Origin of the sequence: Mesotoga prima MesG1.Ag.4.2 (genome assembly GCF_000147715.2) — a bacterium.
Taxonomy (GTDB): domain Bacteria; phylum Thermotogota; class Thermotogae; order Petrotogales; family Kosmotogaceae; genus Mesotoga; species Mesotoga prima.
The window spans coordinates 689,471-711,935 of sequence record NC_017934.1; the positions used below are offsets into that span (position 1 = coordinate 689,471).

Consider the following 22,465-nt stretch of genomic DNA (forward strand, 5'->3'; position numbering starts at 1 on the left):
CCTGGTCGAAATGTTTATAAGTTTTGAGAAGTTGCCGCATTGATTCGGACCTAATGAAGCCGGGAGGACGCCCCGTCTTAGTGTTGCGTTGACTGTTGAACACAACGGTTATATAATTAAAATTAGGAGGTGGTTAAGTTGTTTTGGGATCCAACTTTTATTATTCTCATTCCTGCTATAATCCTGGCAGCTTACGCCCAGTTTCTTGTTAGTTCGAGATTTGCGCATTATTCCAAAGTGAAATCGACCTTTGGACTTAATGGAACTCAGCTTGCGAGGCAGCTTCTTGACAATGCAGGACTTTATGATATTAAAATTGAACGAATAAGGGGAAATCTAACAGATCATTACGATCCGAAGAATAGAATCGTTCGGCTTTCAGATACAACGCACAACAGCTCCTCTATAGCAGCTCTAGGTGTAGTGGCTCACGAAATCGGTCATGCTATTCAAGATAAGGAGAAATATGTACCTTTGATTGTTCGCAACGCCGTAGTCCCTGTTGCGCAGATCGGTTCTTCTCTTTCGTGGATAATCTTTATTATTGGACTTCTTATGGTTTCGCCTGTCCTTATCAGAATAGGGATTCTGGTCTTTTCTGCCTTTGTCTTCTTCACGCTAGTGACGCTGCCGGTCGAGTTCAACGCAAGTTCGAGAGCGAAAAAGCTTCTTTCGTCAATGGGCATGCCTTCTAAAGAGCTTGAGGGCGTAAGTTCAGTTCTTGGAGCTGCAGCAATGACTTACGTTGCATCTGCGGCTACCGCCATTCTTCAGTTATTCAGGATGCTTTTCTTGTCGGGTGCTGGCAGAGACTGATGCAGGGAGCTCGTTCCATTGCTTTACAGACCCTATCTTTTTTCGATGCAAATGGTTATATCTCCTTTAGAAAATTGGATATAGCACTGTCCACGCTTTCTTCCCAAGATCGCTCGTTTTGCATGAATATCATCTACGGATGTCTGAGAAAGAGAGTTAGCATCGACTTCGAACTGTCCCGTTTTCTCACAAAACCAAGCAAATTGCCCCATGCTGTGCTGAATGCGTTGCGAATCGGCGCATTTCAGATTCTTTATATGAAAAGTATCCCGGAATACGCGGCACTGAAGTCTTCGGTAGATATGATTGGGGTGAAAGAGTTTAAGGGTCTTGTGAATGCGGTACTCAGGAAGCTAATAAATGAAGGCCCTGCGGAAAGAAAACCTCTTAACATCCTCTATTCCCATCCGGAATGGCTTGTAAATTACTGGAGGGAATTTGCCTGGATAGACGACTTTGAAGAGCTTCTGGAGTACAATCAGACTCCTCCTGTTCAAACAGTTATTTCCTTCGGAAGAGAGAATGAGTTGATCAAAAACGGCTTTCTATTCGACAAGAGTGAGTATTCGGATCTATCTTGTGTTTTTCAAAAAGGTAGTAGTATAGAGAATCTTCAGATCATCGACGAAATTGAATATTTGCTTTCAAAAACAGCTATCCCGGTTTTGACTCATAAGGGAAGTCTTACAGGGAAAATCAACTCAATACCATGGCTTCTCCACACGTTGACTCCGGAGAAAATTGACGGCTACTCAAAAGTGGCTGTGGAATTGCTCGGCAACTTCTCGAGAGAGCATAATGAGTTCATATATTATAGTCAGGCTTTTACTGTAGAGGAAAACAAGCATGCCCTCGACGTTCTCGAAGGTTTTGAACCGGTAATGATGGAGGACTTCTTCGCTGAGCATAAGATCTCTGCGAGATTTGATGGCAAAGGATACTGGCTACAACCATGGAAGGCACCGGCCACATGTTATCTGGCAAGAGTTAGGAGTGCAAATTGAAGGACATTCTTTCTTTAGATCTGGACGAGCTGAGAAGGGAAATAATTTCATTCGGAGAAAAGGACTACAGGGCAAATCAGATTTTCAAGTGGGTTTATGCGAAGAGGGTCCTTGACTTTTCTGAGATGACCGATCTTCCTATGAATCTTAGAAACAAGCTCGGTTCGCTTTTTCGATTTACCACGATGAAGGAAGTAGAAAGGCAGATTTCGATTGACGGTACAGAGAAATTCTTGCTTAAGTTGGAAGACGATAACCACATTGAGACGGTTGTTTTGAAACATCCCCGCCACGTCACCTTTTGCATCTCTTCTCAGGTTGGATGCGCTCTCAACTGCTCCTTCTGTGCAACTGGAGCCAGTGGCTTCACAAGAGACCTTTCTGCGAGTGAGATAGTTTCTCAGGTAATTCTTATGGAGAATAGCATCGGCAGACCAGTCGATAATATTGTATTTATGGGAATGGGAGAACCTTTTCTTAACGAGGCCAACGTCTACAAGGCAATAAAGATTCTTCATGATCCCGTAGGTAGAAACCTGGGGATTCGTCACTTCACTATTTCAACTGCTGGGATTCCCGAAGGCATAAAGAGACTGGCCGATTCGGGAATGGACGTCCGCCTTTCAGTTTCACTTCATAGCGCAAGTGAAGAGACACGGAGTTCTTTGATGCCAATCAACAAGAAGTATCCACTCGATTCATTGCGGAAGGTGCTTGATTATTACCAGCAAAAAACCGGTAATAGAATTACATTTGAATACGCTTTGATAAAAGGAGTGAATGATTCTAAGGAAGATTTGACAAAACTCGGGGAATTCCTGACGGGGATAAAATCCTTCGTGAACATAATACCCGTGAACCCAGTGAAGCCGGTTTTCGATAGACCATCCGATAGGGAAATTGCTGTCTTCTCAGAGAGTCTCAAAAAGGCCGGATTCGAATGCGCAGTCCGACACGAGAAAGGCACTGATATTGAGGCTGCATGTGGTCAGTTAAGGCAGAAAAGAAGGGAATAGTTTTGGAGAGAAGAAAAGGAGTGGTAGTGAGATTTGGCAGCAGAAATATGGAGGTTGTTGATGCTGAAACAGGCGGGCGGCTAATATGTACTATGCCAGGACGTTTTAGATTGCAGGGAATCAGACCTATCGTTGGAGATAGAGTTGAATATGCTTTAAGCGGTGACGGTCAGGGGCGCATAGAAAGCATTCTTCCCAGAAAGACGGAGCTTCTGCGTCCACGGATCTCGAATATCGAGCAAATATTGCTTGTGCTTTCGTTGAAGGAACCGGCAGTTCAAAATCTCATTACGGATCGTTTCCTTGTTCTTGCCGAGTACGCGAAACTGCCTGTTACGATAGTAGTCAACAAAATCGATCTAATCAATAATGAAGAACTAGATAGGTTTTCAGATGTCTATGGTGAGCACTACGAAATCTGTCCGGTCTCTTCTAAGAACAGAATCAACCTCGATCGTCTTCGAGAAGTTTTGAAAGGTAAGATAAGCGTTATGGCCGGCATGTCGGGAGTGGGTAAGAGCAGCCTCCTAAATTCTCTTAACCCTGGACTTAAGCTAAGGGTTTCAGAGATTTCAAGGGGTTTGGAGAGGGGTAGACATACGACCTCTTATGTCGAACTCCTGCAATTCGAGTTTGGAGGATTAATAGCAGACACTCCGGGTTTTGCAAATCTTGAACTGCCAGTGATTGCTCCGGAAAACCTGGACAAGTGTTTCCCAGAAATCTCCCAGGAACAAGGAATGTGCGCGTTTAGTGACTGCGTCCATGTCGATGAGCCCGGATGCTACGTCAAGGAGCTTGTAGAAGCTGGTTCTATTCATAGAAGTCGTTACGAAAGCTATTTGATTATGTATAATGAATTGAAGGAAAGAGAACAGGAGAAGGGAGGGCGAAAATATGGCTAGAATCTCTCCCTCGATTCTTGCCGCAGACCTTACTGAACTCGCCCGTGAAGTCATAAGAGTCCGTGACGCTGATTACTTGCACATAGATGTGATGGATGGAATGTTTGTTCCCAATATAACTTTTGGGGTGCCGATCATGGAAGCGCTGGGAAGACTGCATCATCCTCCCCTTGATGTTCACTTGATGATAGAGGATCCTTCCAGATACGTGAAGGAGTATGCCGCCTTAGGCGCAAAGAATCTACACGTACATGTTGAAGGTAACTATCATCTTCACAGACTTCTTGGACAAATTAGAGAAACCGGTTCGAGAGCATTTGTCGTTCTCAATCCATCTACGCCCGTCTCCCTTCTAGATGAGGTTCTTTCATGTGCCGATGGTGTACTTGTTATGACCGTAAATCCTGGGTACACCGGCCAAGAATTTATACCAGAAGCTGCCAAAAAGATCGATGTGCTAGATCGTATTCGAACTGAAAGGGACTTGAAGTTCGAAATCGCAGTGGATGGAGGAGTGAGCCTCGACAATGCTCAGGATCTTGTAAATAGAGGTGCAGATATTCTTATAATGGGAGCTGCAGTCTTCAGATCGGAAAATCCATCAGTTGTTGTAAGGAAGATCAAGGAGCTCAAGAGGTGAAGCTCTACTTAGTGACTTCTAATGAAAACAAACTCAAAGAGGTACGCCTCATTCTTCCTGAAGGATTTGATGTTGAATCCATTGAAGCAATCGCTCCAATGAAAGACATCGTTGAAGATGCAGGGACCTTCTTCGGAAATTCATTGAAGAAGATCGAAGCTTACAGGGATGTTGGAGTACCACTTCTTGCGGATGATTCAGGGCTTGTAATTGAATCTCTTGGAGGATTTCCGGGAGTGAATTCTGCGAGATTCATGCAGAACAGTCATTACTCTGAGAAGATGCAGATCATTCTTGACAGAATGGTGAACGAAGAAAACAGGGCAGCTCGATTTGTCTGTGCTGCGCTGTTTTATGATCCTTCGAACAGCGTTTTGGTTGGAGTTGAGGAGCAGGTCGAAGGAATTATTGCAAGGAAACAAACCGGTGAAAACGGTTTCGGCTATGATCCAATATTTGTTCCCCAAGGTTATTCTCAAACCTTTGGTGTTCTCGGGGATTCAGTAAAAAAGGAACTTTCACATAGAGGTAAGGCATTCAGGAAACTCTTTTCACTTGTTCACCTTTATACCGGGAAAAAATAAACAAAGCTATTCCCACTACGAGTAGGATTACAGAAACTGCTTGAGCAGTTCTTACTTCGCTTTGACCTATGTAAAGGCTATCTAACCTCAGGCCTTCAACGAAAAACCTAACAATTGAATATAAAACCATGTATAGAGCGGTTACTTCACCATAATTCTTTCTTTTCCCCAAATACCAGTATAGTACAGCGAAAATGACTACATTCGCCAGGCTTTCGTAGAGAAAGGTTGGATGGAAGTATTCAAATTCGGAATAACCTGGCATTCGGTATCTTAAAGGTACGAACATCTTCCATGGAAGATCAGTGGGTGAACCGTATGCCTCATAGTTTGTGAAATTTCCCCATCGACCAATGGCCTGAGCTAAAGGTAATACAGCTGTGAAAATATCAGTTACCTGTAGAAATTTCAAGTCTGCCTTCTTTCTGAATGTAACATAAAGAAATGTAACAAGGAGAGCGGCGAAAAAAGCTCCATGTATGGCCAGGCCACCATCCCACGTTCTGAAGATGCTCCAGAAATCTCCGCGATAGATCTCATAGTTGAACGCAACATAATAGATTCTGGCGCCCAGCACGCCAAAAACAATTCCAATGAAGACTCCCTCGATCAAGTAATCTTCTTTGATGCCTTCCTTTAGACCCTGACGCCGTCCCAAGAGATAAGCAGCGATGATTCCGGTGGCAATCATAACTCCATACCATCTAACCGAAAAGGGGCCTAGATTCTCAACAATTACTGGATTCAGTATCAGTTCACCACTGAAGACTGCTCTCAAAAAGAAAAACAGTGCAACTGCTGAGGCTGATGCTATCACAATTGAAATTACTATTCTCTTCACTTAAACCCCCCTCTTTCCGATATTCAAAACCAGATCTTTGAGTATTCCAGAAGTCTGAGAAAACCTCATCTATTCCTTAGGAGGAGCTTCTTCTCCCCCGGATTCACTTATCTCCAGTTGTTCATCGGATGAAGGCTCCATATCACTAATAGAAGCTTTTTCAATGACATTGTCCAGAACCTTGTTTCTGATGATAGTTGAAACGATGTCTTCTTTAACATCTTGACGAGTATTAACCATTTCTTTTGCTCTTTCAGCGGAAATCCCCCAATATGGAGCCATTTCTTCGGCATAAGCTTGAATCTCTTCCTCTTCAGCTCTGAAGCCCTCTCTCGATGCTATTTCATCGATGAACCTAGCTTTCTTTATTTCATCAAACACACCAGACCTGAGGTCTTCGATGAGTTTCTCTTCGCTTCCAGCCTGTTTAAGGTATTTTTCGTAACTTTTCTCCTTCTTGGAATTCTCTATCGTTCTCTGAACAAGATAATCCAGAGTCGCATCGGAAATCCCAATCTCGACAAGATCATTGATTTTGTCCATCGCTTGCTGCCTTAAGAAATCTTTCTTCCAGTTCAAGAATGATTCCATTCCCTCTCTGCGCACAATTTCCTTTAATTCTTCAAGAGTATTTGCTTCGGCATTCACGGTTTTTGCAAATTCATCGTCTAGATCCAAAGGACTCTTTCGTAGAACGTCAAGGACTTTTACTGAATAAAAGTATTCATTATCGGAGTCTTCGAATGTTCTTGTGAACTCTACGACGTCATCCTTTGTTTTCCCTATGATATTCTTAACTATTGGTCTATCATCTTCAGGAACAACGCTCAGTTCCTGAACCTTATTCTCTGCGATTTTCTTGCCATCCTTAATTATCGTGTACTCAATCTTTACTAAGTCACCGTTTTCAACAGGCCCGTCTTTTGGTTCAACTATAGCGTGTTCGTTTCTGAGTTCTTCCAGGCGGTTATTGACGTAGTTCAGAACTACTTCATCCTGCTTTGGAACTTTAAGGTCAAGATTTTCATAGTCCCGGATTTTTACCTCTGGGTCTCTGTGAAGCTTCACCTCAATTACGGCACCTTCACCTTCCATCTTTTGCTCACTGATTACTGCGGGAACCAAAATCTTTTCGTCCTTCAATTCTTCTTCAATTTTATCGGAAAGAACTTCGAGAACCATTTCTTCAAAACTCTCCGCCAAGAAGTTTCTTACAATACTTAGCGGAACCTTACCTTTTCTGAACCCAGGTATAGTGTATTGTTGATTTACATATCTTGCAACATCATTTTCTGCCTTCCGTATTTCTTCCGAATCAAAAGCAAAGAGAAATGTCTCGACATTCTCTTCTTTTTTAACGAAGCTTTTCTCCACCAGAAACTACCTCCATTCACCTTGAACTGATATTTTTGCCGTCTAATTATACGTACCCAAATGAATTTCACGGTTAATGAGATGTTATAATTAAAAATTCATCATCGGAGTTGGATCAACTCATACTCCAGATTGTCCGGATCAATTACAACAACAGTCGGTTTACCCGTGAGATAGCCGCAAGACTCCCCTGGATTTATGATAACAGGCCTTGAATTCAACCTGATATCAAGATGATGCGTATGTCCGTAGAAAAGGAAATCCGTGATTACTGCTCCGCTCAATCCAAAAGGTTCGTGCATCAAAACTACCGAGCGACGATGAATTTTGATCTCTGCGGGCCCCTTATCAGAGAGCCACCAAGAATGTTCTTCAGCTCGACGATCTCTCCGTCGTTGTTTCCTAATACCACGTGTAGTTCACCTTTGAATCTTGTCAGTGCCTTTGCGGCAAAGGGGGACACAAGGTCTCCGCAGTGAATAAGAACCTCGACACCTCGGTCAGCAGCAATCTCTACGGACTCCGAAATTCTTGGCATATTATCGTGGGAATCGGACATAATCATCCACTTCAACGCTCTCACCCCTTGATGGTTTCACTTTGTTGAAAAGTTAAGGCAGATCAAATACAATTATAACTGCACGCGACCTGAAGAACAAAGGTTTCCTATCTGAGCGTGTCGGAGGTTTAATTGAATAACAATAAACTGGTAGTTCGCTTCTGTTGTGGAGGTTTTCTGCGGTTTCTTTCCCACCAGGAAAGTGCTACAGCAATAGAACGGACAATTAAAAGATCGGGATTGCCTGTAGCGTATACCCAGGGATTTCACCCGAGAATTAAGATCAGTTTTTCACCGGCCTTGCCAACGGGAGTAATGAGTCTCGCTAATTATGTCCTTCTCGAAACCGATGGTCTCAGTCAGGACGTGGTGAATCTGCTGAACTCTGTTTCCAACTTCACTATCAGAGCTTTAAAGGCCTGGTATTTGCCCCGCGACTATGCAAAGATTGATGATTTATTAGATTCTTATAGAACAGCAATAATTCTTCCTAAAGGGAGTTATTACCCAGAGCGATTTGATGCTAGTGCAATAGTCACCAAGAAAACAAAGAGCGGATATAAGAAATACAATGCTGGAGATGTTTTTATGGATCTTTCAGTTACCTCCCTTAGAACAGTCCATGTGGTAAAATATTCCCAGCCGATAGAGTCGATGGTTACAGCGGAGGAAATTCTTAAGATATTATCTAAAGAAGGCACCGCTTCTTACGAAGGGGTAATTGTTTTTGTGGAAGATGGAATGCTCAATGGTAGATATACTTCAGATATTCTGGATGAAATAGGAGGGATATGATATGTCCGGGCACAACAAATGGGCGAATATCAAGCACAGGAAGGGCGCGCAAGACGCAAAGAGATCAAAGGTCTTCACGAAGATTATCAGAGAACTTATGGTCTCGGCAAGAGAGGGTGGGTCAGATCCCAATACAAACACTTCTCTTCGAAGTGCCATAGAAAAAGCCAGGTCTGCAAACATGCCAAAAGACACCATGGAAAAGGCAATCAAGAAAGGCGCGGGTGAACTCGAAGGTCAATCGTTCTCCGAGGCTCTTTACGAAGGGTACGCTCCGGGAGGAGTAGCGCTTCTTATTAGATGTCTTACCGACAATAAGAACAGAACGGCCCAAGAGATAAGACACACCCTTTCCAAGTATGGTGGATCCATGGCGGAAAGCGGAGCTGTCAGCTGGATGTTTGAAAGAAAGGGAGTTATAACCGTAGCAAAGGAGCAGATTTCTGATCTCGAGGAGTTTCAACTTCTTGCCATCGAGGCAGGTGCCGAAGACATTAAGGATGAAGAAGATCCTATTATAATAGTAACTTCTCCAGAGTCTGTATCTGATGTGAAGACTGCACTCGAAGAAAATGGTTACACTCTGTCTTACGAGATGAGCTACATTCCCAGTAATTCTTTGAAGGTTGAAGGTTCAGATGCTGCAAAGCTACTTAAGCTCCTTGATATTCTTGAAGATAACGACGATGTTCAGGAAGTTTACGACAACTCGGATATAGATGAAACAGAAATGGAAGCCCTAGCCGAACAGATGGGTTGATCGGCCGCTTGCTGTTCTTGCGTCACGCGGAGTGATAATAATTGCTGTCTCTTTTGGGGATTACGTTAGCTTTAATAATGGATCAAGTGAGTAAGTACTTCGTGGAAAACGGAATGACTTACTTTCAACGGATAGATCTGATTGGAGAGCTTTTTGGTCTCAGGTACGTTAGAAATACCGGTGTTGCATTTGGGCTTTTCAAGAATCAGGAGCCATGGTTGCTTTCATTTGTAGCCATCGGTATTGTGGTTATGATAGTTATTGTTTCTAATGCGCACTCTTCTAAACTATCCGGATGGGAATCCTTTCTCATTGGTTTGATTGTTGGCGGTGCTCTTGGAAACAATTTGATAGATAGACTGAGGCTTGGACATGTGGTTGATTTCCTTGAACTAAAGGGCTTCCCTGCGATCTTCAATTTTGCGGATTTGTGCATTGTTTTTGGCGCAGCCTTGTTAACACTCTCTGTATATCGAAGGGAGAAGCGTGCTTCAAGAGATAATAGTCTCCAGCCGTGAAGATGGCTGGAGACTTGATAAGGTAGTCGTTGAGAAAGCTCCGCCTTGGGTTTCCCGCACTTTTGTGCAACGGCAAATAAAAAATTCCAAGGTATTTGTTAACAGTAGACCCAGAAAACCATCCTATAAGGTTAAGATCGGAGAGTCAATCACTTTTGACCTTCCCGAAAAACCAAAAGTCGCGTCTGTAGAACCTGAGGCCATCCCGCTAAAGATTGTCTTTGAAGACCGCGATATCATCGTAGTTAACAAGGATCCTGGTATCATTGTTCATCCACTTCCAAGAAAGCAAACAGGTACGCTTGTAAATGCTCTTCTCTATCACTGTAAAGATCTTCAAGGAATAGGCGGTGTAACCAGACCGGGCATTGTTCACAGGCTCGATAAGGATACGAGCGGGATAATCATAGTCGCCAAGAATGACCTTGCGCATGTTTCACTTTCAAGTCAGTTCAAGAGCAGATTAACTGCTAAAGAGTATATTGCGCTCGTCAGAGGAAAGACACCACCGTTCGGAAAGATTGATTACTCAATTGCTCGGCACCCAGTCAACAGACTTAAGATGTCGGTAAATGAGAATGGCAAGGAATCCCTCACATATTTTCAAACTCTCTCGAATTTTTCAAGTATTGCTTCGTTGATAATTGTAAGGCCTAGGACAGGTAGAACACATCAAATCAGGGTGCATATGAAAGAGAAGGGCTTCCCTCTTCTCGGAGATGCGGTTTATGGAAAGGCAAGAGAAGACGAGATTTTTGGAATTAAGAGACAGATGCTTCATGCCATGAAACTAACGGTTTCTCACCCTCGGTCAGGAATAAGAATGACCTTCATAGCCAGGCTCCCAGAGGACATGAAAGAGGCTATAGTTAATCTCTCAGAACTTGAGGCGAAAAGATGAAGACTGCCTTCGTTATTACCAAGTACGAACTTCATGCTTCTGTCCTTGAAGAGATATCGACTACAGCTGAACTGAAAAAAAGGGGTTACGAAAGATGCGTGATTCTTGATTCATCACTTTCTTCCTACGCGAAGTGGCATCTTTCTCTTTCCAGATCAGGAATAGTAGCAGTACCAGGGATTAGAACTGGAAATGATTATTGGATTGCGAGAAATGAAAGGGGTTTTGAAGAACTTCTAAGAAAAGAAACGAATGATTCGGAAAACTTGATCCATATCTCCGGAAAACCCCGAAATCTAGACAATTCTTCAGGAAATCCCATTTGGGAATGTCGCTACCTTGATCATGAAAGCGAGAAATTCTGGGTATATGCGTCGTTACAGCCTGAAATTGAGATAGCTGACTATTCACTGCCAAACGACAAGAATTATCGCGAGCTTGAGCACGATCTACTTGACTTACTCTCAGAACTTCCCCGCAATTTCTCTTTGAAGAGGATTGAGCATGTTTTTCCAGTGAGAGTGTCGGCAGAATCTTTCTCTTCCTTATTGGGTAAAGCTCTTGAGGAGAAAAAAATGGGCGACGAATACTTGTCGAGGCTTAAAAGGGAGCTCTCAGTAATTCTTGCAAAGAATATTCAGGATTACTTCATGACCGTTTCCAAGATCGTCGACATCGCGAAGAGCATTGGTTGCTGGATAGGCCCGGGTAGAGGTTCGGCTGTTGGTTCACTTGTAAGTTATCTGCTTGAAATTACCCGAATCGATCCCGTTGCGGAAGACCTGTTCTTTGAGCGATTTCTTAGCTTGAAGAGAGCTGACCCACCGGATATCGACCTTGATGTTGATGACAAATCAAGACCAGTGCTGCTGAAGAAAATGTATGAATACTTTGGAAATGATCGTTTCTGTCTTATCAGGACACATTCAACTTACGGATTCAAAGGAGCAGCCCGCGAACTCGGGAAAAAATTGGGGATCAGCAAAGATAAGATCTCTAAGCTCATTGAATGGAGTAAAGATGGGAAGCGCTTTCCATATGCTTTTGAAGAAGATTTAGACATGAAGCGGTTGTTTGATATGTCAAAACTCATCGCCGGTCTCTTTTCGGGTTATTCACTTCATGCTGCCGGTGTCATACTATCCGGCATTTCTTTGAAGGGACTGATCCCCGTCGATTTCAGTGAAGATCTACCTGTTTCTCTTTGGGATATGGATTCTCTTCGAATAGTTGGTCTGCAGAAAATTGATATCTTGGGTTTGAAAAATCTCTCTCTTTTGAGGGAAATGACACAAGGTAAGGAACCCTGGGACAATCCCGCATGCGATTCAAATACCTATGAGACACTGGGAAGCGGTTATACTACCGGTATCTTTCAGCTGGAAGCACCTTACGCTACGAAAATTATTAGATCCGTCAAGCCCTCGTCACTGAGAGATCTCTCTATATGCATTGCATTAAACAGGCCAGGGCCGATTAAATCTGGAGTTACAGAGCGTTTCTTGAAGCTTTCGAGAGTTCCCTCTGAAATCGAGAAGATGAGGAAAAGAGTTCCCGTTCTTGCTGAGACGGCAGGGTTTCTCGTTTATCAGGAACAAGTCCTAAAGATCGCTTCGAGCTTACTATCTCTTGAAGCAGACGATGGGGAGCTTCTCAGAAGAGCTCTTTCGAAGAAAGATAGGGATGCCGTTGACAGGTTGTTTCAGAGCTCGCCGGGGTACAGCAGACTTCCAGATGAAAGAAGAGCGAAGTTGTATTCGTTCCTTCTTGATTTTGCCGGTTATGCCTTCAACAAGTCTCATAGTCTGAGCTACGCTGTGATTTCCTTCTGGCTAGCATATTTCAAGTCAAACCATCCGGAGATTTTCTATCCCCTCATGCTGCGAGAATTACCAAGGACTTCTTTTGGAAGACTAGTCGCCGAAATAAGGGATAGGGGACTCAAATTAAGCATAGAAAATGGAGTTGAGGACCGTAAAATTGTATCGCTTTCTATTCCACAGCTGCTGAATAAAGGTGAACTGAAGCCAAAACCCTTTGAGGATTCCTTCTTCACGTTCGTAAGGAACAACAGATCAAAGTATCAGGCAAGAGACCTTGAGAAACTCATAAAGAGTGGCTACCTGGATTGCTATGGCAGCAGAAACGATCTTCTGAAGAAAATGAATGATGCCCTCACGGGTGTGAACCCCGAACTGAAGTCAATACGATCTGTGTTCGGTTATAAAGAAGAGCTTCAAGAGGCAAGAGAGGAAGACACCCCTGTTGAGAGAGCCATGATGGAGATTGAGACTCTTGGATTCAATGTCACGGAGATTCAGCGACCGGATATTTCATCGGAAGTGACTGACTTTGAAATAACAAGCGCCGTTGCCTCTCTGAGAACAGGGATATCACCCTACAAGAGAATCGATTATCTTGGAAAGAGTTTCGTTACTGACGGAAGGACCTTTATTCAGATAGAAAGCCACGTTCCTCTTCAAGGTTTCGTCTTGTTCAATAATGGAAATCCTATTGAAATGAAGGAGAGAATTTTAGAAGTGAACAGGATTTTTCATGGCCAGATCGATCGGTCATTCTTAGCAGTCGGCTCCAAGAGAGAAAACGTAGTTGTCAAAGTTAGGGGTACCGAAAAAATCATACCTGGGGCAAGGCCAATGGGTGTAGATGCCGATAAGATAATCTGGAGATAATTGGGGAGGAAGCAATGTATATTTATTTTGTAAGGCATGGAGAAACAGAATGGAACAATAGTAACCGCTGGCAGGGAAGGTCCGATATTCCCTTATCTGAAAAGGGAAGAAAGCAAGCTGAAATAACTGGCACATTTCTTAAAAAGCACGTTCCCAGTGTAGCGGCAATCTATTCCAGCGACTTGAAAAGGGCAAAGGAAACCGCCGAGATAATTGCTGTTTCATATGCTGAGACACCAGTTGCTAACCCGGTACTCCGCGAAGCGGATGTAGGACTCTGGAATGGCCTTGAGATAAGTGAAGCATTAAAGTGTTATGGTAATCTGATAGAGAAATGGAGGAAGGATCCATGGGCAAACATTCCGGGAACTGAACCTCTGGGGGAAGTGCAGAGAAGAGCGGCGGGTTTCATCAGATATCTCTCTGGAAATTTCCAGGGGAAACATGTGATTGTGGTTTCGCATGCCTTGTTAATCAGAACCGCAATTTGCTACGCAGCAGGCCTCCCTCTGGAAAATCACTACAGACTTTCCTTACACAACTGCTCGATTTCCACAATTAAGATTGAAGGAGCAGAAATGAGACTGCTAGAGGTCAATCTGTGGCGCCATATGGAGGAGAACTAACATATGTTACTTAGGGTGAATCTTCTTCCACGGACAATTGATGAGAGCACGGATCTCGCTGTAGTAATTGATGTTCTGAGAGCCAGTAGTACTATAACGACTGCTCTTCAACTGGGTGCAGAGAAAGTCATTCCGGTTTCTAATGTCAGACAGGCGCTGGAAGAAAGAAATAGGAATCCCGAGGTAGTTCTAGTGGGGGAGAGGGAAGCAATGAAAATACCGGGTTTTGATCTAGGGAATTCGCCAGTTGAGCTTTCTGAAAGTTTTGTGAAGGGAAAGGAAGTTGTTATGACAACTACTAATGGAACTGTAGCTGCTCTAAAATCAAGAAAAGCAAAGAGGATCACAGTTGCTTCATTCCTGAATTTGGAAAGCATTGCCAAACACATTGAAAGAGAGAAAGGAAGAGTTGAAATCCAATGCGCAGGTAGTGACGGAGAGCCTTCGCTGGAGGACACACTGCTTGCGGGGGCGCTTGTCAAACGCTTGGGAGATGTCGGTATAAACGATAGCTGTTGGATAGCCTCTTTTCTTTATGAATCGGTTAGGATCGATTTGAAAGACTTTATTTCTGAAAACGGAGTACACGCAAAAAAACTTCTGTCTCTTGGCTTTAGTGAAGATGTATCCTTTTGTGCTAAAATCAACTTGTACGATCTGGTTCCTTTGTGGCGGAACAACGGTTTCGTACGGGGGTAATTCAATGGAGTTCGTTTCTAATGCTTTTTTCATTCTAGCAATGGGCGCACTTTTTCTGTCATTGATCTTTTTTGAGATTGGGACAAAGAAGGTACGAAAGCCAAAGAGCGAAGTGAAGCCTGAAGATTATAAACCTTACGATAGGAAAGGCTGGTATTCCCTTCTGGCAGCGGGAGGGTTTCTTGGTTTGTCCTTGTTATTTGCTTTGATCTTATAAGGTCGAGGGGGTTGAAAAAATGCCTAGCAAGCTAGCAGTTGACAACGTTGTATCTAAATTGCCTGGGGTTCATAGTGCAAGAATTGTCTATGATGAAAGCGGAGAAATGGTCGAGATTCATGTACTGGCAGATATTACCAAGCCTGCAAAGCAACTGGTCAGAGATATTGAGACAGCTATTTATGCCTCAACCGGAATCAAGATCGATAGAAAGATAGTATCTATAGCACAGATATCTCTTGATTCTAACGACGAGGATGAAGCTGTAGTAAGACCTTACCAGAAGGAAGAAGTTCAAGGGTACAACTTTCAGCTAACAAGCCTTGAAACTAGGGCCACGACAAGGCGTCTTGATATTACTGTGGTTCTAGATTACGATGGCAAAGAACTTGAAGGCTCTTCGATTGTCGATGTTGGAGATGACGAAAAATATATGGCGATCGTTGAGTCGACTGTGGCTGCCATCAGAGAGGTTATACCAAGTTTCCGTATCGAGTTCATCGAAAAGCTCGAGTACGGTATGACAGAAATTGTTATGGCAGTCGGATCTTCGTTGGTAAATGGAAAGAGAAAAAGAGAGGCTGGCGCGAGACTATGCAAGAAAGACAGCCTGAATGACTTTGCTTTGGTTGTCTTAGAAATAATAAACAAGATATAGATTCTCACAAAAAAAGAATTATCTATTTCGGAGGTGCTCCAATGGATCTGTCGTGCTTTGTCTCTTCCGTAACACCATCGGCCACTCTAGAGTTCAATAAGAAGGCCCTTGAGCTTTCTAAGGCGGGAGAGAACGTTGTCAAATTCACTGCCGGTGAGCCAGATTTTCCTACTCCACGCCCCATAGTTGAGGCGGCCATTACTGCTCTCAACGAGGGAAAAACTAAATACACCAATGCTTCGGGCATAGATGAATTAAGAAAAGCAATCGCTACAAAGATGCTGAAGGAGAACGGCTTAAGCTACACTCCTGATGAAATTGTTGTGTCAAACGGTGGAAAGCAAGCAATCTATAATGTACTTAAGGCCTTGCTGAACGTGGATGACGAAGTGATAATTATCTCGCCTGCCTGGGTGAGCTACGAGGCGCAGATTCTGCTCTGCGGTGGCCATCCGGTGGTTGTTCCATCTGAGCTTGATAAAGGCTTTGTCCCAGAGATTTCGAAGATTGCAGAGGTTATAAGCGCGAGGACACGAGCCATAATAATCAATTCTCCAAACAACCCAACAGGAGCCATATATCCTGAACATTTCCTTCGAGATCTTGCGGTCTTAAGCAAGGAGCGCGACATTCTTGTTATCTCGGATGAGGTTTATGAAAAGCTGGTATATGATGCTGAACATTTTTCCATTGCTTCGATTGATGGGATGAAGGAAAGGACGGCGGTAATAAATGCCTTCTCCAAAACCTATGCCATGACGGGTTGGAGGATAGGTTATTCGGCAACTTCACTCAGATTGGCCAAGGCTATCTCCAAGATTCAAAGTCATCTGACATCCAATGTCAATACTATCACTCAATACGCAGCACTGAAGGCATTTGAAGTTGATACTTCTTCAATGGTTAAAGAGTTTCGAGCCAGGAGGGACTTCGTGTTCTCAAGGCTGAAAAAAATCGGTCTGAGATTTCACAAACCGGCGGGCGCTTTCTACTATTTCATTGATATAAGACCATTTCTCGGCGGGAGGTTCAAGAATTCAAACGATTTTGCGATCGCCCTCCTTGAAGAAGAAAAAGTGGGAATGGTTCCTGGAAGCGCATTCAGCTATGAAGGGTTCATAAGAATGTCGTTCTCCAGTTCTTTGGAGGAACTCGACGAAGGACTTAACAGACTGGAAAACTATCTCAGAAAACTTTAATTAGCGACCTGTCCAGTCAAGGCTCCATCTGAAGGATTTAGTCAAGAACTGAACGCTTTGAAGATCGGATCTTGAGAGATCATCTAGCATTCTATTCATTGCATCTCTGAAGGCATACTGTGTATTACCGGAGCGTATTTCCATGAGACACTCAACTGTTGCGGCAAATTGATCGGCAGCCCAAACAATTTTGCCTTCCACTGATTCAAAGGGATCCAGCATTCTGAATTTTAGCTCTTTGATAAGTTCATCTGGCATTCCGTCTAGGAGGTTCTCGGTAACCATCTGTTCTTCAACCTGAGCAATCACTTCCTCGAAGCCTGGAACCTTCTTTTTCGTCGGCGTGATTATATCACCAGTCATGCTTTCGGGAATGTCATGAAGCAGAGCGCGTTTGACAGATTCAACAGGGTTTACGCTGTTTCCTTGTTCTTCCTCAATACATGAGAGTATATATGCGATTATTGTTACGTAGAAAGAATGAGCGGCGACAGTGGTTGGGACATTCCTGTTGAGCCTGTTCCAGCGAATGGCTCTCAAAAGAACCATTAAGGCGTTTGTGTATCGGCTAAGCCAGTTGTTGCCCGTTATCAGACGATATGGATCGAATTCCTCGAAATCTTTGATCCTGGCCTCAAGGTCCTTCAGAGGTCTTTCAAAGAACTCCGGAAAGCTTCTGGCATGAAGACCGGCTTCCAGTTTGGCCGATAGAAGATCTCCAGTCTGGATAATCTTTCCTTCGACCGAATTATCCTTGGAGTGCACCATTGAAAGATAGAAGGCATCGTGTCTCTCATCAGGCAAGTATTCAATAATCTCTTCAACTGTCTTTTCAAAGACATCGTTCCACTTGTCTGGTGAAAGGGATTTTATTAGAACTTTAGTATCGACCGAGATGTCTGAAAGCAAGCATTTAGGCAGTTCTTTTAAGACGAGTCTCTGGAAGAGCTCCTTTTGGTCGATTTCGAAACCTTTCAAAATTGCCATTTCAGACATTAGCAGGCAGTACTGGGCAGAAATGAAGGCGTTTTCGGCCTCGTTGGTTCTTAGAAGAGTCGGTGTGTTGTTCCACCTGTACATTGTGAAGAGATTCGTTGCCAGTTCCAGAAGTTTCACATATCCTTGAAACACGGAAACACCTCCTGAGTACGTTCATGAATCTATGTTGTTACAATTATAATTGTTAGGCCTATCAAATAAAAGGCTTAATGATGGAAAGAGGCGGTTTTATGAATATTGAGAAGTGGATTAACAGAACCTACCCAGTTTTCGAGGAAAGTTCAACTCTTGAGGATGTCTTCAGTATCAAAGCATTAGCAGGACTCACAAATATAATCTCCGTTGATAAAGAAGGAAGACTGTCTGGGACTGCAAGATTGGATGAGATCGATGACTTTGATCTTTCGAAAAAACTCTCTGAAATTGTTGTTGAGCCTGTTTTTTACTGCCGTGACTCCGATTTCATAGAAGATGCCGCGCTAATGCTTATTGAGAGTCATGACTATGTTCTTCCAGTAGTCAATGACGATTTTGTCGTCGTAGGGGCAATTGGTGTTTTCGAAATTTTGGAAGGTTTAATGGAATTTACTGCTATGGACAGACCCGGTGCCAGAATCTCGATAATTCTCGAGGACAAGCCAGGTGCTCTGAGAGAGGTAGTAGATTTTCTTGCAGAAAAGGAGGTTAACATTCTCTCTATTATCACTTCGACCGCAGAAAGTAAGGAATTCAAGCGAGTTGTAATAAGAACAGATGAGTCAGACATAAGCTTGATCGCTGACATTCTTGGGGAAAAGGGGATCTCTTTTGAAAGTATAAGCGAAGAGGAGGGTTTCAGTGTCTGAAACACTAAGCTATCTAATTCTAGGCGCAATACAAGGTGCTACGGAATTTCTTCCCGTTTCGTCGTCTGGTCATCTAACAATCTTCTCCAGTTTTCTCAAAGTTCCTCTCGATTCTGAATCAAAAGCAGCATTTTTTGCGGTGCTTCATCTGGCAACTTTCTTTGCCGTTTTGTTGTTCACATTTAAAGATGTATGGGGAATACTCACAGGTCTATCTAAACCTGAAAAGAGGAAAATCTCATTCAGATTCATTGTGCTGCTTCTTGTTGCAACTATTCCTGCAGTTCTAGTTGGTTTCCTGCTAGAGGATGAAATCAAATCTCTCTTCTCTGATGTGGCATTTGCTTCGATAATGCTTTTTGCTACAGCGGCTGCTTTATTCATTTCGGATAGATTGAAGGGTGAACGTAAAATCCTTGATCTTTCAGTTGCAGGTGCGCTTTCAATAGGCATTTTCCAGGCGGCAGCAATAGCTCCTGGACTATCAAGAAGTGGCTTGACGATATTCGGGGCATTAGTTATAGGAATGATCAGAAGTGATGCAGTTAGATTCTCCTTTCTTTTGAGTCTTCCAGTTACCTTTGGTGCCGGTATTTTGGAACTCTCCAAAGTAAGTCTTCCTATATCAACCGTCCTTTTGTCATGTCTTCTTGCCTTTTCAACTGGTATTGTTGGGCTTTGGCTCCTCAAGAAACTTGTTCTGAAGCGACGTCTGAGATTCTTTGGCTTTTACTGTATAATTATAGGGATTGTAGGTCTGATTTTTCGAGGAGTGATGTGATTTGGATTTGAATCTCCTCTTTCCCGGCTCTTTAGTGTACGTGCCGGGAATGATGGATGCACCCACAAGTAGCTGTGTTTTGCTTGTGGAGGATTACAAGAAAATTCTCATCGATCCGGGTGGGTTCGCTTCGATGAAAGTATTAGAAGACGGATTAACTTCTCTGGGTCTCTCCCCAGACGATATAACCGATATATTGCTCACTCATTTTCATCTTGATCATGCTTTCAGCAGTGTTTTTTTCTCTAAGGCGACGATACATTTACATGAAAGCTTCTCCACCAGAGATTACAGTTCATTTGGTCCAATAATTGGATCTGTGTATAGTAAGATCATTGACTCCTGGAAATCTATCGAGACCTTCTCGGGTGGCGAAAGGATTTTGGGAGCAATAGATGTTCTCAGTTCGCCATATCATTCAAGAGATCATGTGTCCTTCTTTCTCCAAACGGAAAATCATGGAAGGGTTTTCATTTGTGGAGACGTCTGCGCAAGACAGATACATTATCACGAAATGCGAAAAGGAATGAGATCAGATCCAGCCGCTGCTTTCGTCTTGAAACACTTTGAGAGAGCAGATGCTGTTATTTTCTCTCATGACCTCCCGCTGTTCAAGAGGTGATTGAATGAAGGTGCTTTTTGTATCTTACGAGGTTTATCCTATAGCGAAGGTAGGTGGTCTTGCCGATGTTGCAGGATCCCTTCCGAAGTATCTTAAAGAGCTTGGAGTCGAAATTGATTTGTTAATGCCATTTCATAAGTCGATAGACAAAAATATGGCTATCAAAACGGATGAGAACATCAGTACCAGGTTCGTCAAAAGAGAGGTTTCTTTTGAGGTTTACAGAGCGAAGTTGCCGAAGAGCGACGTGAACGTTTTTTTGCTTTATAACGAAAGACTTATGGACTCAAAGGAGATCTATGGTGCATCGAATCTTGGTTTTCAGGCAATGAGCTTTTCCGATGCCGCCGCTGGATTTGCAGTTGACAAAGGCTACGATATCGTCCACCTCAACGATTGGCAAACCGCTTTGATCGCAGTATATCTTAAACAGCGTGAAGCAAAGTGCAAGACTCTTCTTTCTATTCACAATCTCGCCTATCAAGGTGTATACGGTAAGGAATATCTAGATCTGTCAGGAATCGAAAAAAGCAATCGGAACGAAATCTTTGAGGCAGGAAAAATAAACTTTCTAAAGGCAGGACTTGTTTTTTCAGATAAGCTTAGCACTGTATCTCCAACCTACGCAAAAGAAATCCAGACGAAAGAATATGGTGCCGGCCTTGAAGACATCCTTTCTAGAAGGCGGAGTGACCTGGTTGGAATCTTGAACGGGATCGATTACTACGAATATGATCCCGAAAGAGATGAACGACTTTGGGCAAACTTTTCGCAGGACAATATTGAGAGCAAGAAAATCAATAAATCTAATTTACAGCAACTTGTGGGTCTTCCGAAAAAAGATGATGCTTTGATTGGACTGATTTCACGTCTTGTAGATCAAAAGGGACTTGATTTGATTGAAGATATCAAGGACGAGTTGATGAAGCTTCCCATTCAAATTGTAGTTTTGGGGACGGGAGAGAGCAAGTATGAAGACATGTTCAGGATACTTCAAAAGAATTATCCGGAGAAAGTGGCTGCGAGATTGACCTTTGATCTCGATCTTGCCCAAAAAATCTACGGTGGAGCAGATATGTTCTTGATGCCCTCCAGATATGAACCATGTGGACTTGGACAAATGTTTGCGATGAGATACGGGACTGTTCCGATTGTCAGATACACTGGAGGACTCGCCGACACTGTTCATGAATTTGATCCTGAAAACAATGGTAATGGCTTTGGATTCGTAGACTACGATGCGAAAAAGCTGCTTGGAGCTTTGAAGAAAGCCCTCAAAGTTTACTTTCAACCAGAACTTTGGAAGAAAGTAGTTAGAAATGCGATGAGACAGGACTTCTCATGGAGAGTCTCGGCAATAAATTACCTCTCCCTGTATAAGAAGATTCTGGAGGTTAATAACGATGCCTGAACTTAGAAAGGATCCGATAATCAAGAGGTGGGTGATTATTGCGACCGAAAGAGCTCGACGACCTCATGATTTCATAAATGCTAAAGAAAATGTTGAATCAGCCTTTTGTCCGTTTGACTATGGCAATGAACACACCACACCTCCAGAAATCATGGCGTTTAGGCCCGCAGATACTGCTAAGGACAGTCCGGGCTGGTGGGTGAGAGTTGTGCAAAACAAGTTTCCTGCATTGGATTCAAATATTGAGCCCGAGCGATTCGGTCACGGCATGTACGATGTCATAAAGGGGTTCGGGACCCACGAAGTCATCATTGAGACACCGGATCACAACGCTTCAATGGCGACCCTATCGTATGGACAGGTTAGAGAAGTAGTTTGGGCATACAAAGAACGTCTCCAGACACTCGAAAAGGACAGCAGGATAAAGTACATCTTGATATTCAAGAATCATGGAAGAGAAGCTGGCGCCTCGCTTGTCCATTCGCATAGTCAGCTCATTGCTACACCAATAGTTCCAAAAAGAGTCGCAGAAGAGATAGCTGGTGCAGCTGAGTACTACCGCTTCAGAGAGAGATGTGTATATTGTGATATGGTGAATCAAGAGACTCTTGAAGGGACACGAGTAGTTGAAGAAAACAGCGATTTCGTAGCGTTTGAACCATTCGCTGCGAGGTTCCCCTTTGAGACGTGGATTGTTCCAAAGGTTCATAGTCACAATTTTGGAGAGATATCTGCTACTCAAATCGAAAGTTTTTCGATAATTCTCAAGAATACGTTGCTAAGAATCTACAAAGCTCTAGATAATCCACCATATAATTTCATGCTGCACACAGGAATAAGGGGAATTGACGAATCGAATCACTACCACTGGCATCTGGAAATAGTACCAAGGCTTACAAGGGTTGCCGGATTTGAATGGGGATCGGGTTTCTACATAAACCCTATGCCTCCAGAGCATGCAGCCATGTATCTTCGTGAAGTCAGCACTGAGGAGGAATGAAA

The 22,465-nt window shown here is 43.2% G+C and carries 26 protein-coding genes; 21 read left to right on the forward strand and 5 right to left on the reverse strand.

Translation table 11 applies throughout. The annotated features are described in order from the left end of the window. Positions 1-138 precede the first annotated feature (138 nt). Genes THEBA_RS03290 through THEBA_RS03315 form a run of 6 tightly spaced genes read left to right on the forward strand, consistent with a single transcriptional unit; the run spans position 139 to position 4,965 of the window. Positions 139-816: a zinc metallopeptidase gene (locus THEBA_RS03290; RefSeq protein ID WP_014730430.1), complete on the forward strand. Its 678-nt coding sequence runs from the start codon at positions 139-141 to the stop codon at positions 814-816. Then, positions 816-1,820 carry a transcription antitermination factor NusB gene (locus THEBA_RS03295; RefSeq protein WP_014730431.1) on the forward strand — a complete coding sequence of 335 codons (1,005 nt, stop codon included), beginning with the start codon at positions 816-818 and terminating at the stop codon, positions 1,818-1,820. The genes THEBA_RS03290 and THEBA_RS03295 overlap by 1 nt, the downstream gene beginning before the upstream one ends. Next, positions 1,817-2,836, forward strand: coding sequence for a 23S rRNA (adenine(2503)-C(2))-methyltransferase RlmN (rlmN, locus tag THEBA_RS03300; protein ID WP_014730432.1), 1,020 nt, complete (start codon positions 1,817-1,819; stop codon positions 2,834-2,836). Before THEBA_RS03295 ends, rlmN begins: the two co-directional genes overlap by 4 nt. A gap of 2 nt (positions 2,837-2,838) precedes the next feature. Continuing rightward, entirely contained in the window at positions 2,839-3,741 is a 903-nt protein-coding gene (rsgA, locus tag THEBA_RS03305; protein ID WP_041928068.1) for a ribosome small subunit-dependent GTPase A, read from the forward strand. Then, positions 3,734-4,381, forward strand: a complete 648-nt coding sequence (rpe, locus tag THEBA_RS03310) for a ribulose-phosphate 3-epimerase (protein WP_014730434.1) — start codon at positions 3,734-3,736, stop codon at positions 4,379-4,381. The genes rsgA and rpe overlap by 8 nt, the downstream gene beginning before the upstream one ends. Further along, positions 4,378-4,965 (forward strand): non-canonical purine NTP pyrophosphatase, encoded by a 588-nt coding sequence (locus tag THEBA_RS03315; protein WP_014730435.1) that lies wholly within the window; start codon positions 4,378-4,380, stop codon positions 4,963-4,965. Before rpe ends, THEBA_RS03315 begins: the two co-directional genes overlap by 4 nt. On the opposite strand, the gene lgt is transcribed toward THEBA_RS03315, so the two are convergent. The 4 genes from lgt to THEBA_RS14625 all read right to left on the reverse strand — a co-directional run bounded on the left by lgt (position 4,919) and on the right by THEBA_RS14625 (position 7,745). Next, positions 4,919-5,806, reverse strand: coding sequence for a prolipoprotein diacylglyceryl transferase (lgt, locus tag THEBA_RS03320; protein ID WP_014730436.1), 888 nt, complete (start codon positions 5,804-5,806; stop codon positions 4,919-4,921). The two genes, THEBA_RS03315 and lgt, sit on opposite strands and share 47 nt — an antisense overlap. Positions 5,807-5,875: 69 nt before the next feature. Further along, positions 5,876-7,180 carry a trigger factor gene (locus THEBA_RS03325; protein WP_014730437.1) on the reverse strand — a complete coding sequence of 435 codons (1,305 nt, stop codon included), beginning with the start codon at positions 7,178-7,180 and terminating at the stop codon, positions 5,876-5,878. Positions 7,181-7,281: 101 nt separating this feature from the next. Next, positions 7,282-7,482, reverse strand: coding sequence for a metallophosphoesterase family protein (locus THEBA_RS14770; protein WP_407656325.1), 201 nt, complete (start codon positions 7,480-7,482; stop codon positions 7,282-7,284). Positions 7,483-7,487: 5 nt separating this feature from the next. Beyond that, positions 7,488-7,745, reverse strand: a complete 258-nt coding sequence (locus THEBA_RS14625; RefSeq protein ID WP_269078293.1) for a metallophosphoesterase family protein — start codon at positions 7,743-7,745, stop codon at positions 7,488-7,490. A gap of 126 nt (positions 7,746-7,871) precedes the next feature. On the opposite strand from THEBA_RS14625, the gene THEBA_RS03335 reads away from it, so the two are divergent. The 10 genes from THEBA_RS03335 to aspC are packed head-to-tail and all read left to right on the forward strand — an operon-like array spanning position 7,872 to position 16,805. Then, complete coding sequence (locus tag THEBA_RS03335; RefSeq protein WP_014730438.1) at positions 7,872-8,534, forward strand: TIGR03936 family radical SAM-associated protein; 663 nt, start codon at positions 7,872-7,874, stop codon at positions 8,532-8,534. A gap of 1 nt (position 8,535) precedes the next feature. After that, on the forward strand, positions 8,536-9,294 hold the full coding sequence (locus tag THEBA_RS03340; protein WP_006492300.1) for a YebC/PmpR family DNA-binding transcriptional regulator: 759 nt from the start codon (positions 8,536-8,538) through the stop codon (positions 9,292-9,294). Positions 9,295-9,335: 41 nt separating this feature from the next. Beyond that, complete coding sequence (gene lspA / locus THEBA_RS03345) at positions 9,336-9,812, forward strand: signal peptidase II (protein WP_014730439.1); 477 nt, start codon at positions 9,336-9,338, stop codon at positions 9,810-9,812. Continuing rightward, positions 9,781-10,713, forward strand: a complete 933-nt coding sequence (locus THEBA_RS03350) for an RluA family pseudouridine synthase (protein ID WP_014730440.1) — start codon at positions 9,781-9,783, stop codon at positions 10,711-10,713. Before lspA ends, THEBA_RS03350 begins: the two co-directional genes overlap by 32 nt. Beyond that, on the forward strand, positions 10,710-13,406 hold the full coding sequence (locus THEBA_RS03355; protein ID WP_014730441.1) for a DNA polymerase III subunit alpha: 2,697 nt from the start codon (positions 10,710-10,712) through the stop codon (positions 13,404-13,406). The genes THEBA_RS03350 and THEBA_RS03355 overlap by 4 nt, the downstream gene beginning before the upstream one ends. A 14-nt stretch (positions 13,407-13,420) precedes the next feature. Further along, positions 13,421-14,032 carry a histidine phosphatase family protein gene (locus tag THEBA_RS03360; protein ID WP_014730442.1) on the forward strand — a complete coding sequence of 204 codons (612 nt, stop codon included), beginning with the start codon at positions 13,421-13,423 and terminating at the stop codon, positions 14,030-14,032. Positions 14,033-14,035: 3 nt separating this feature from the next. Continuing rightward, positions 14,036-14,731, forward strand: coding sequence for a 2-phosphosulfolactate phosphatase (locus THEBA_RS03365; RefSeq protein ID WP_014730443.1), 696 nt, complete (start codon positions 14,036-14,038; stop codon positions 14,729-14,731). A gap of 4 nt (positions 14,732-14,735) precedes the next feature. Continuing rightward, positions 14,736-14,948 carry a hypothetical protein gene (locus THEBA_RS03370; RefSeq protein WP_006492310.1) on the forward strand — a complete coding sequence of 71 codons (213 nt, stop codon included), beginning with the start codon at positions 14,736-14,738 and terminating at the stop codon, positions 14,946-14,948. A 19-nt stretch (positions 14,949-14,967) separates the two neighbouring features. Continuing rightward, a complete protein-coding gene (locus THEBA_RS03375; protein WP_014730444.1) occupies positions 14,968-15,606 on the forward strand; it encodes a hypothetical protein in 639 nt (212 codons plus the stop codon). Positions 15,607-15,647: 41 nt separating this feature from the next. Beyond that, the gene (gene aspC, locus THEBA_RS03380; RefSeq protein ID WP_014730445.1) at positions 15,648-16,805 is read left to right on the forward strand and encodes an aspartate aminotransferase; all 1,158 of its coding nucleotides are present in this window, start codon (positions 15,648-15,650) and stop codon (positions 16,803-16,805) included. On the opposite strand, the gene THEBA_RS03385 is transcribed toward aspC, so the two are convergent. Next, on the reverse strand, positions 16,806-17,936 hold the full coding sequence (locus THEBA_RS03385) for an HD domain-containing protein (RefSeq protein WP_014730446.1): 1,131 nt from the start codon (positions 17,934-17,936) through the stop codon (positions 16,806-16,808). Positions 17,937-18,034: 98 nt separating this feature from the next. Between THEBA_RS03385 and THEBA_RS03390 the strand changes: the two genes are divergently transcribed. Genes THEBA_RS03390 through galT form a run of 5 tightly spaced genes read left to right on the forward strand, consistent with a single transcriptional unit; the run spans position 18,035 to position 22,463 of the window. Further along, complete coding sequence (locus tag THEBA_RS03390; RefSeq protein WP_014730447.1) at positions 18,035-18,649, forward strand: ACT domain-containing protein; 615 nt, start codon at positions 18,035-18,037, stop codon at positions 18,647-18,649. Further along, positions 18,642-19,430 (forward strand): undecaprenyl-diphosphate phosphatase, encoded by a 789-nt coding sequence (locus tag THEBA_RS03395; RefSeq protein ID WP_014730448.1) that lies wholly within the window; start codon positions 18,642-18,644, stop codon positions 19,428-19,430. Before THEBA_RS03390 ends, THEBA_RS03395 begins: the two co-directional genes overlap by 8 nt. Before the next feature lies 1 nt (position 19,431). Beyond that, positions 19,432-20,052 (forward strand): MBL fold metallo-hydrolase, encoded by a 621-nt coding sequence (locus THEBA_RS03400; RefSeq protein WP_014730449.1) that lies wholly within the window; start codon positions 19,432-19,434, stop codon positions 20,050-20,052. Between the two features lie 4 nt (positions 20,053-20,056). Beyond that, positions 20,057-21,463 (forward strand): glycogen synthase, encoded by a 1,407-nt coding sequence (locus THEBA_RS03405; protein WP_014730450.1) that lies wholly within the window; start codon positions 20,057-20,059, stop codon positions 21,461-21,463. Then, positions 21,456-22,463 (forward strand): galactose-1-phosphate uridylyltransferase, encoded by a 1,008-nt coding sequence (gene galT, locus THEBA_RS03410; RefSeq protein WP_014730451.1) that lies wholly within the window; start codon positions 21,456-21,458, stop codon positions 22,461-22,463. Before THEBA_RS03405 ends, galT begins: the two co-directional genes overlap by 8 nt. Positions 22,464-22,465: the final 2 nt, after the last annotated feature.

Excerpts from the sequence above, each read along its gene's own strand:
- galT (WP_014730451.1), top strand. The coding sequence starts at position 21,456 with ATGCCTGAACTTAGAAAGGATCCGATAATCAAGAGGTGGGTGATTATT.
- THEBA_RS03340 (WP_006492300.1), top strand. The coding sequence starts at position 8,536 with ATGTCCGGGCACAACAAATGGGCGAATATCAAGCACAGGAAGGGCGCG.
- THEBA_RS03365 (WP_014730443.1), top strand. The coding sequence starts at position 14,036 with ATGTTACTTAGGGTGAATCTTCTTCCACGGACAATTGATGAGAGCACG.
- THEBA_RS03405 (WP_014730450.1), top strand. The coding sequence starts at position 20,057 with ATGAAGGTGCTTTTTGTATCTTACGAGGTTTATCCTATAGCGAAGGTA.
- THEBA_RS03375 (WP_014730444.1), top strand. The coding sequence starts at position 14,968 with ATGCCTAGCAAGCTAGCAGTTGACAACGTTGTATCTAAATTGCCTGGG.
- THEBA_RS03295 (WP_014730431.1), top strand. The coding sequence starts at position 816 with ATGCAGGGAGCTCGTTCCATTGCTTTACAGACCCTATCTTTTTTCGAT.
- rpe (WP_014730434.1), top strand. The coding sequence starts at position 3,734 with ATGGCTAGAATCTCTCCCTCGATTCTTGCCGCAGACCTTACTGAACTC.
- THEBA_RS14770 (WP_407656325.1), bottom strand. The coding sequence starts at position 7,482 with ATGCACGAACCTTTTGGATTGAGCGGAGCAGTAATCACGGATTTCCTT.
- THEBA_RS03370 (WP_006492310.1), top strand. The coding sequence starts at position 14,736 with ATGGAGTTCGTTTCTAATGCTTTTTTCATTCTAGCAATGGGCGCACTT.
- THEBA_RS14625 (WP_269078293.1), bottom strand. The coding sequence starts at position 7,745 with ATGATTATGTCCGATTCCCACGATAATATGCCAAGAATTTCGGAGTCC.
- aspC (WP_014730445.1), top strand. The coding sequence starts at position 15,648 with ATGGATCTGTCGTGCTTTGTCTCTTCCGTAACACCATCGGCCACTCTA.
- THEBA_RS03360 (WP_014730442.1), top strand. The coding sequence starts at position 13,421 with ATGTATATTTATTTTGTAAGGCATGGAGAAACAGAATGGAACAATAGT.
- THEBA_RS03390 (WP_014730447.1), top strand. The coding sequence starts at position 18,035 with ATGAATATTGAGAAGTGGATTAACAGAACCTACCCAGTTTTCGAGGAA.
- THEBA_RS03355 (WP_014730441.1), top strand. The coding sequence starts at position 10,710 with ATGAAGACTGCCTTCGTTATTACCAAGTACGAACTTCATGCTTCTGTC.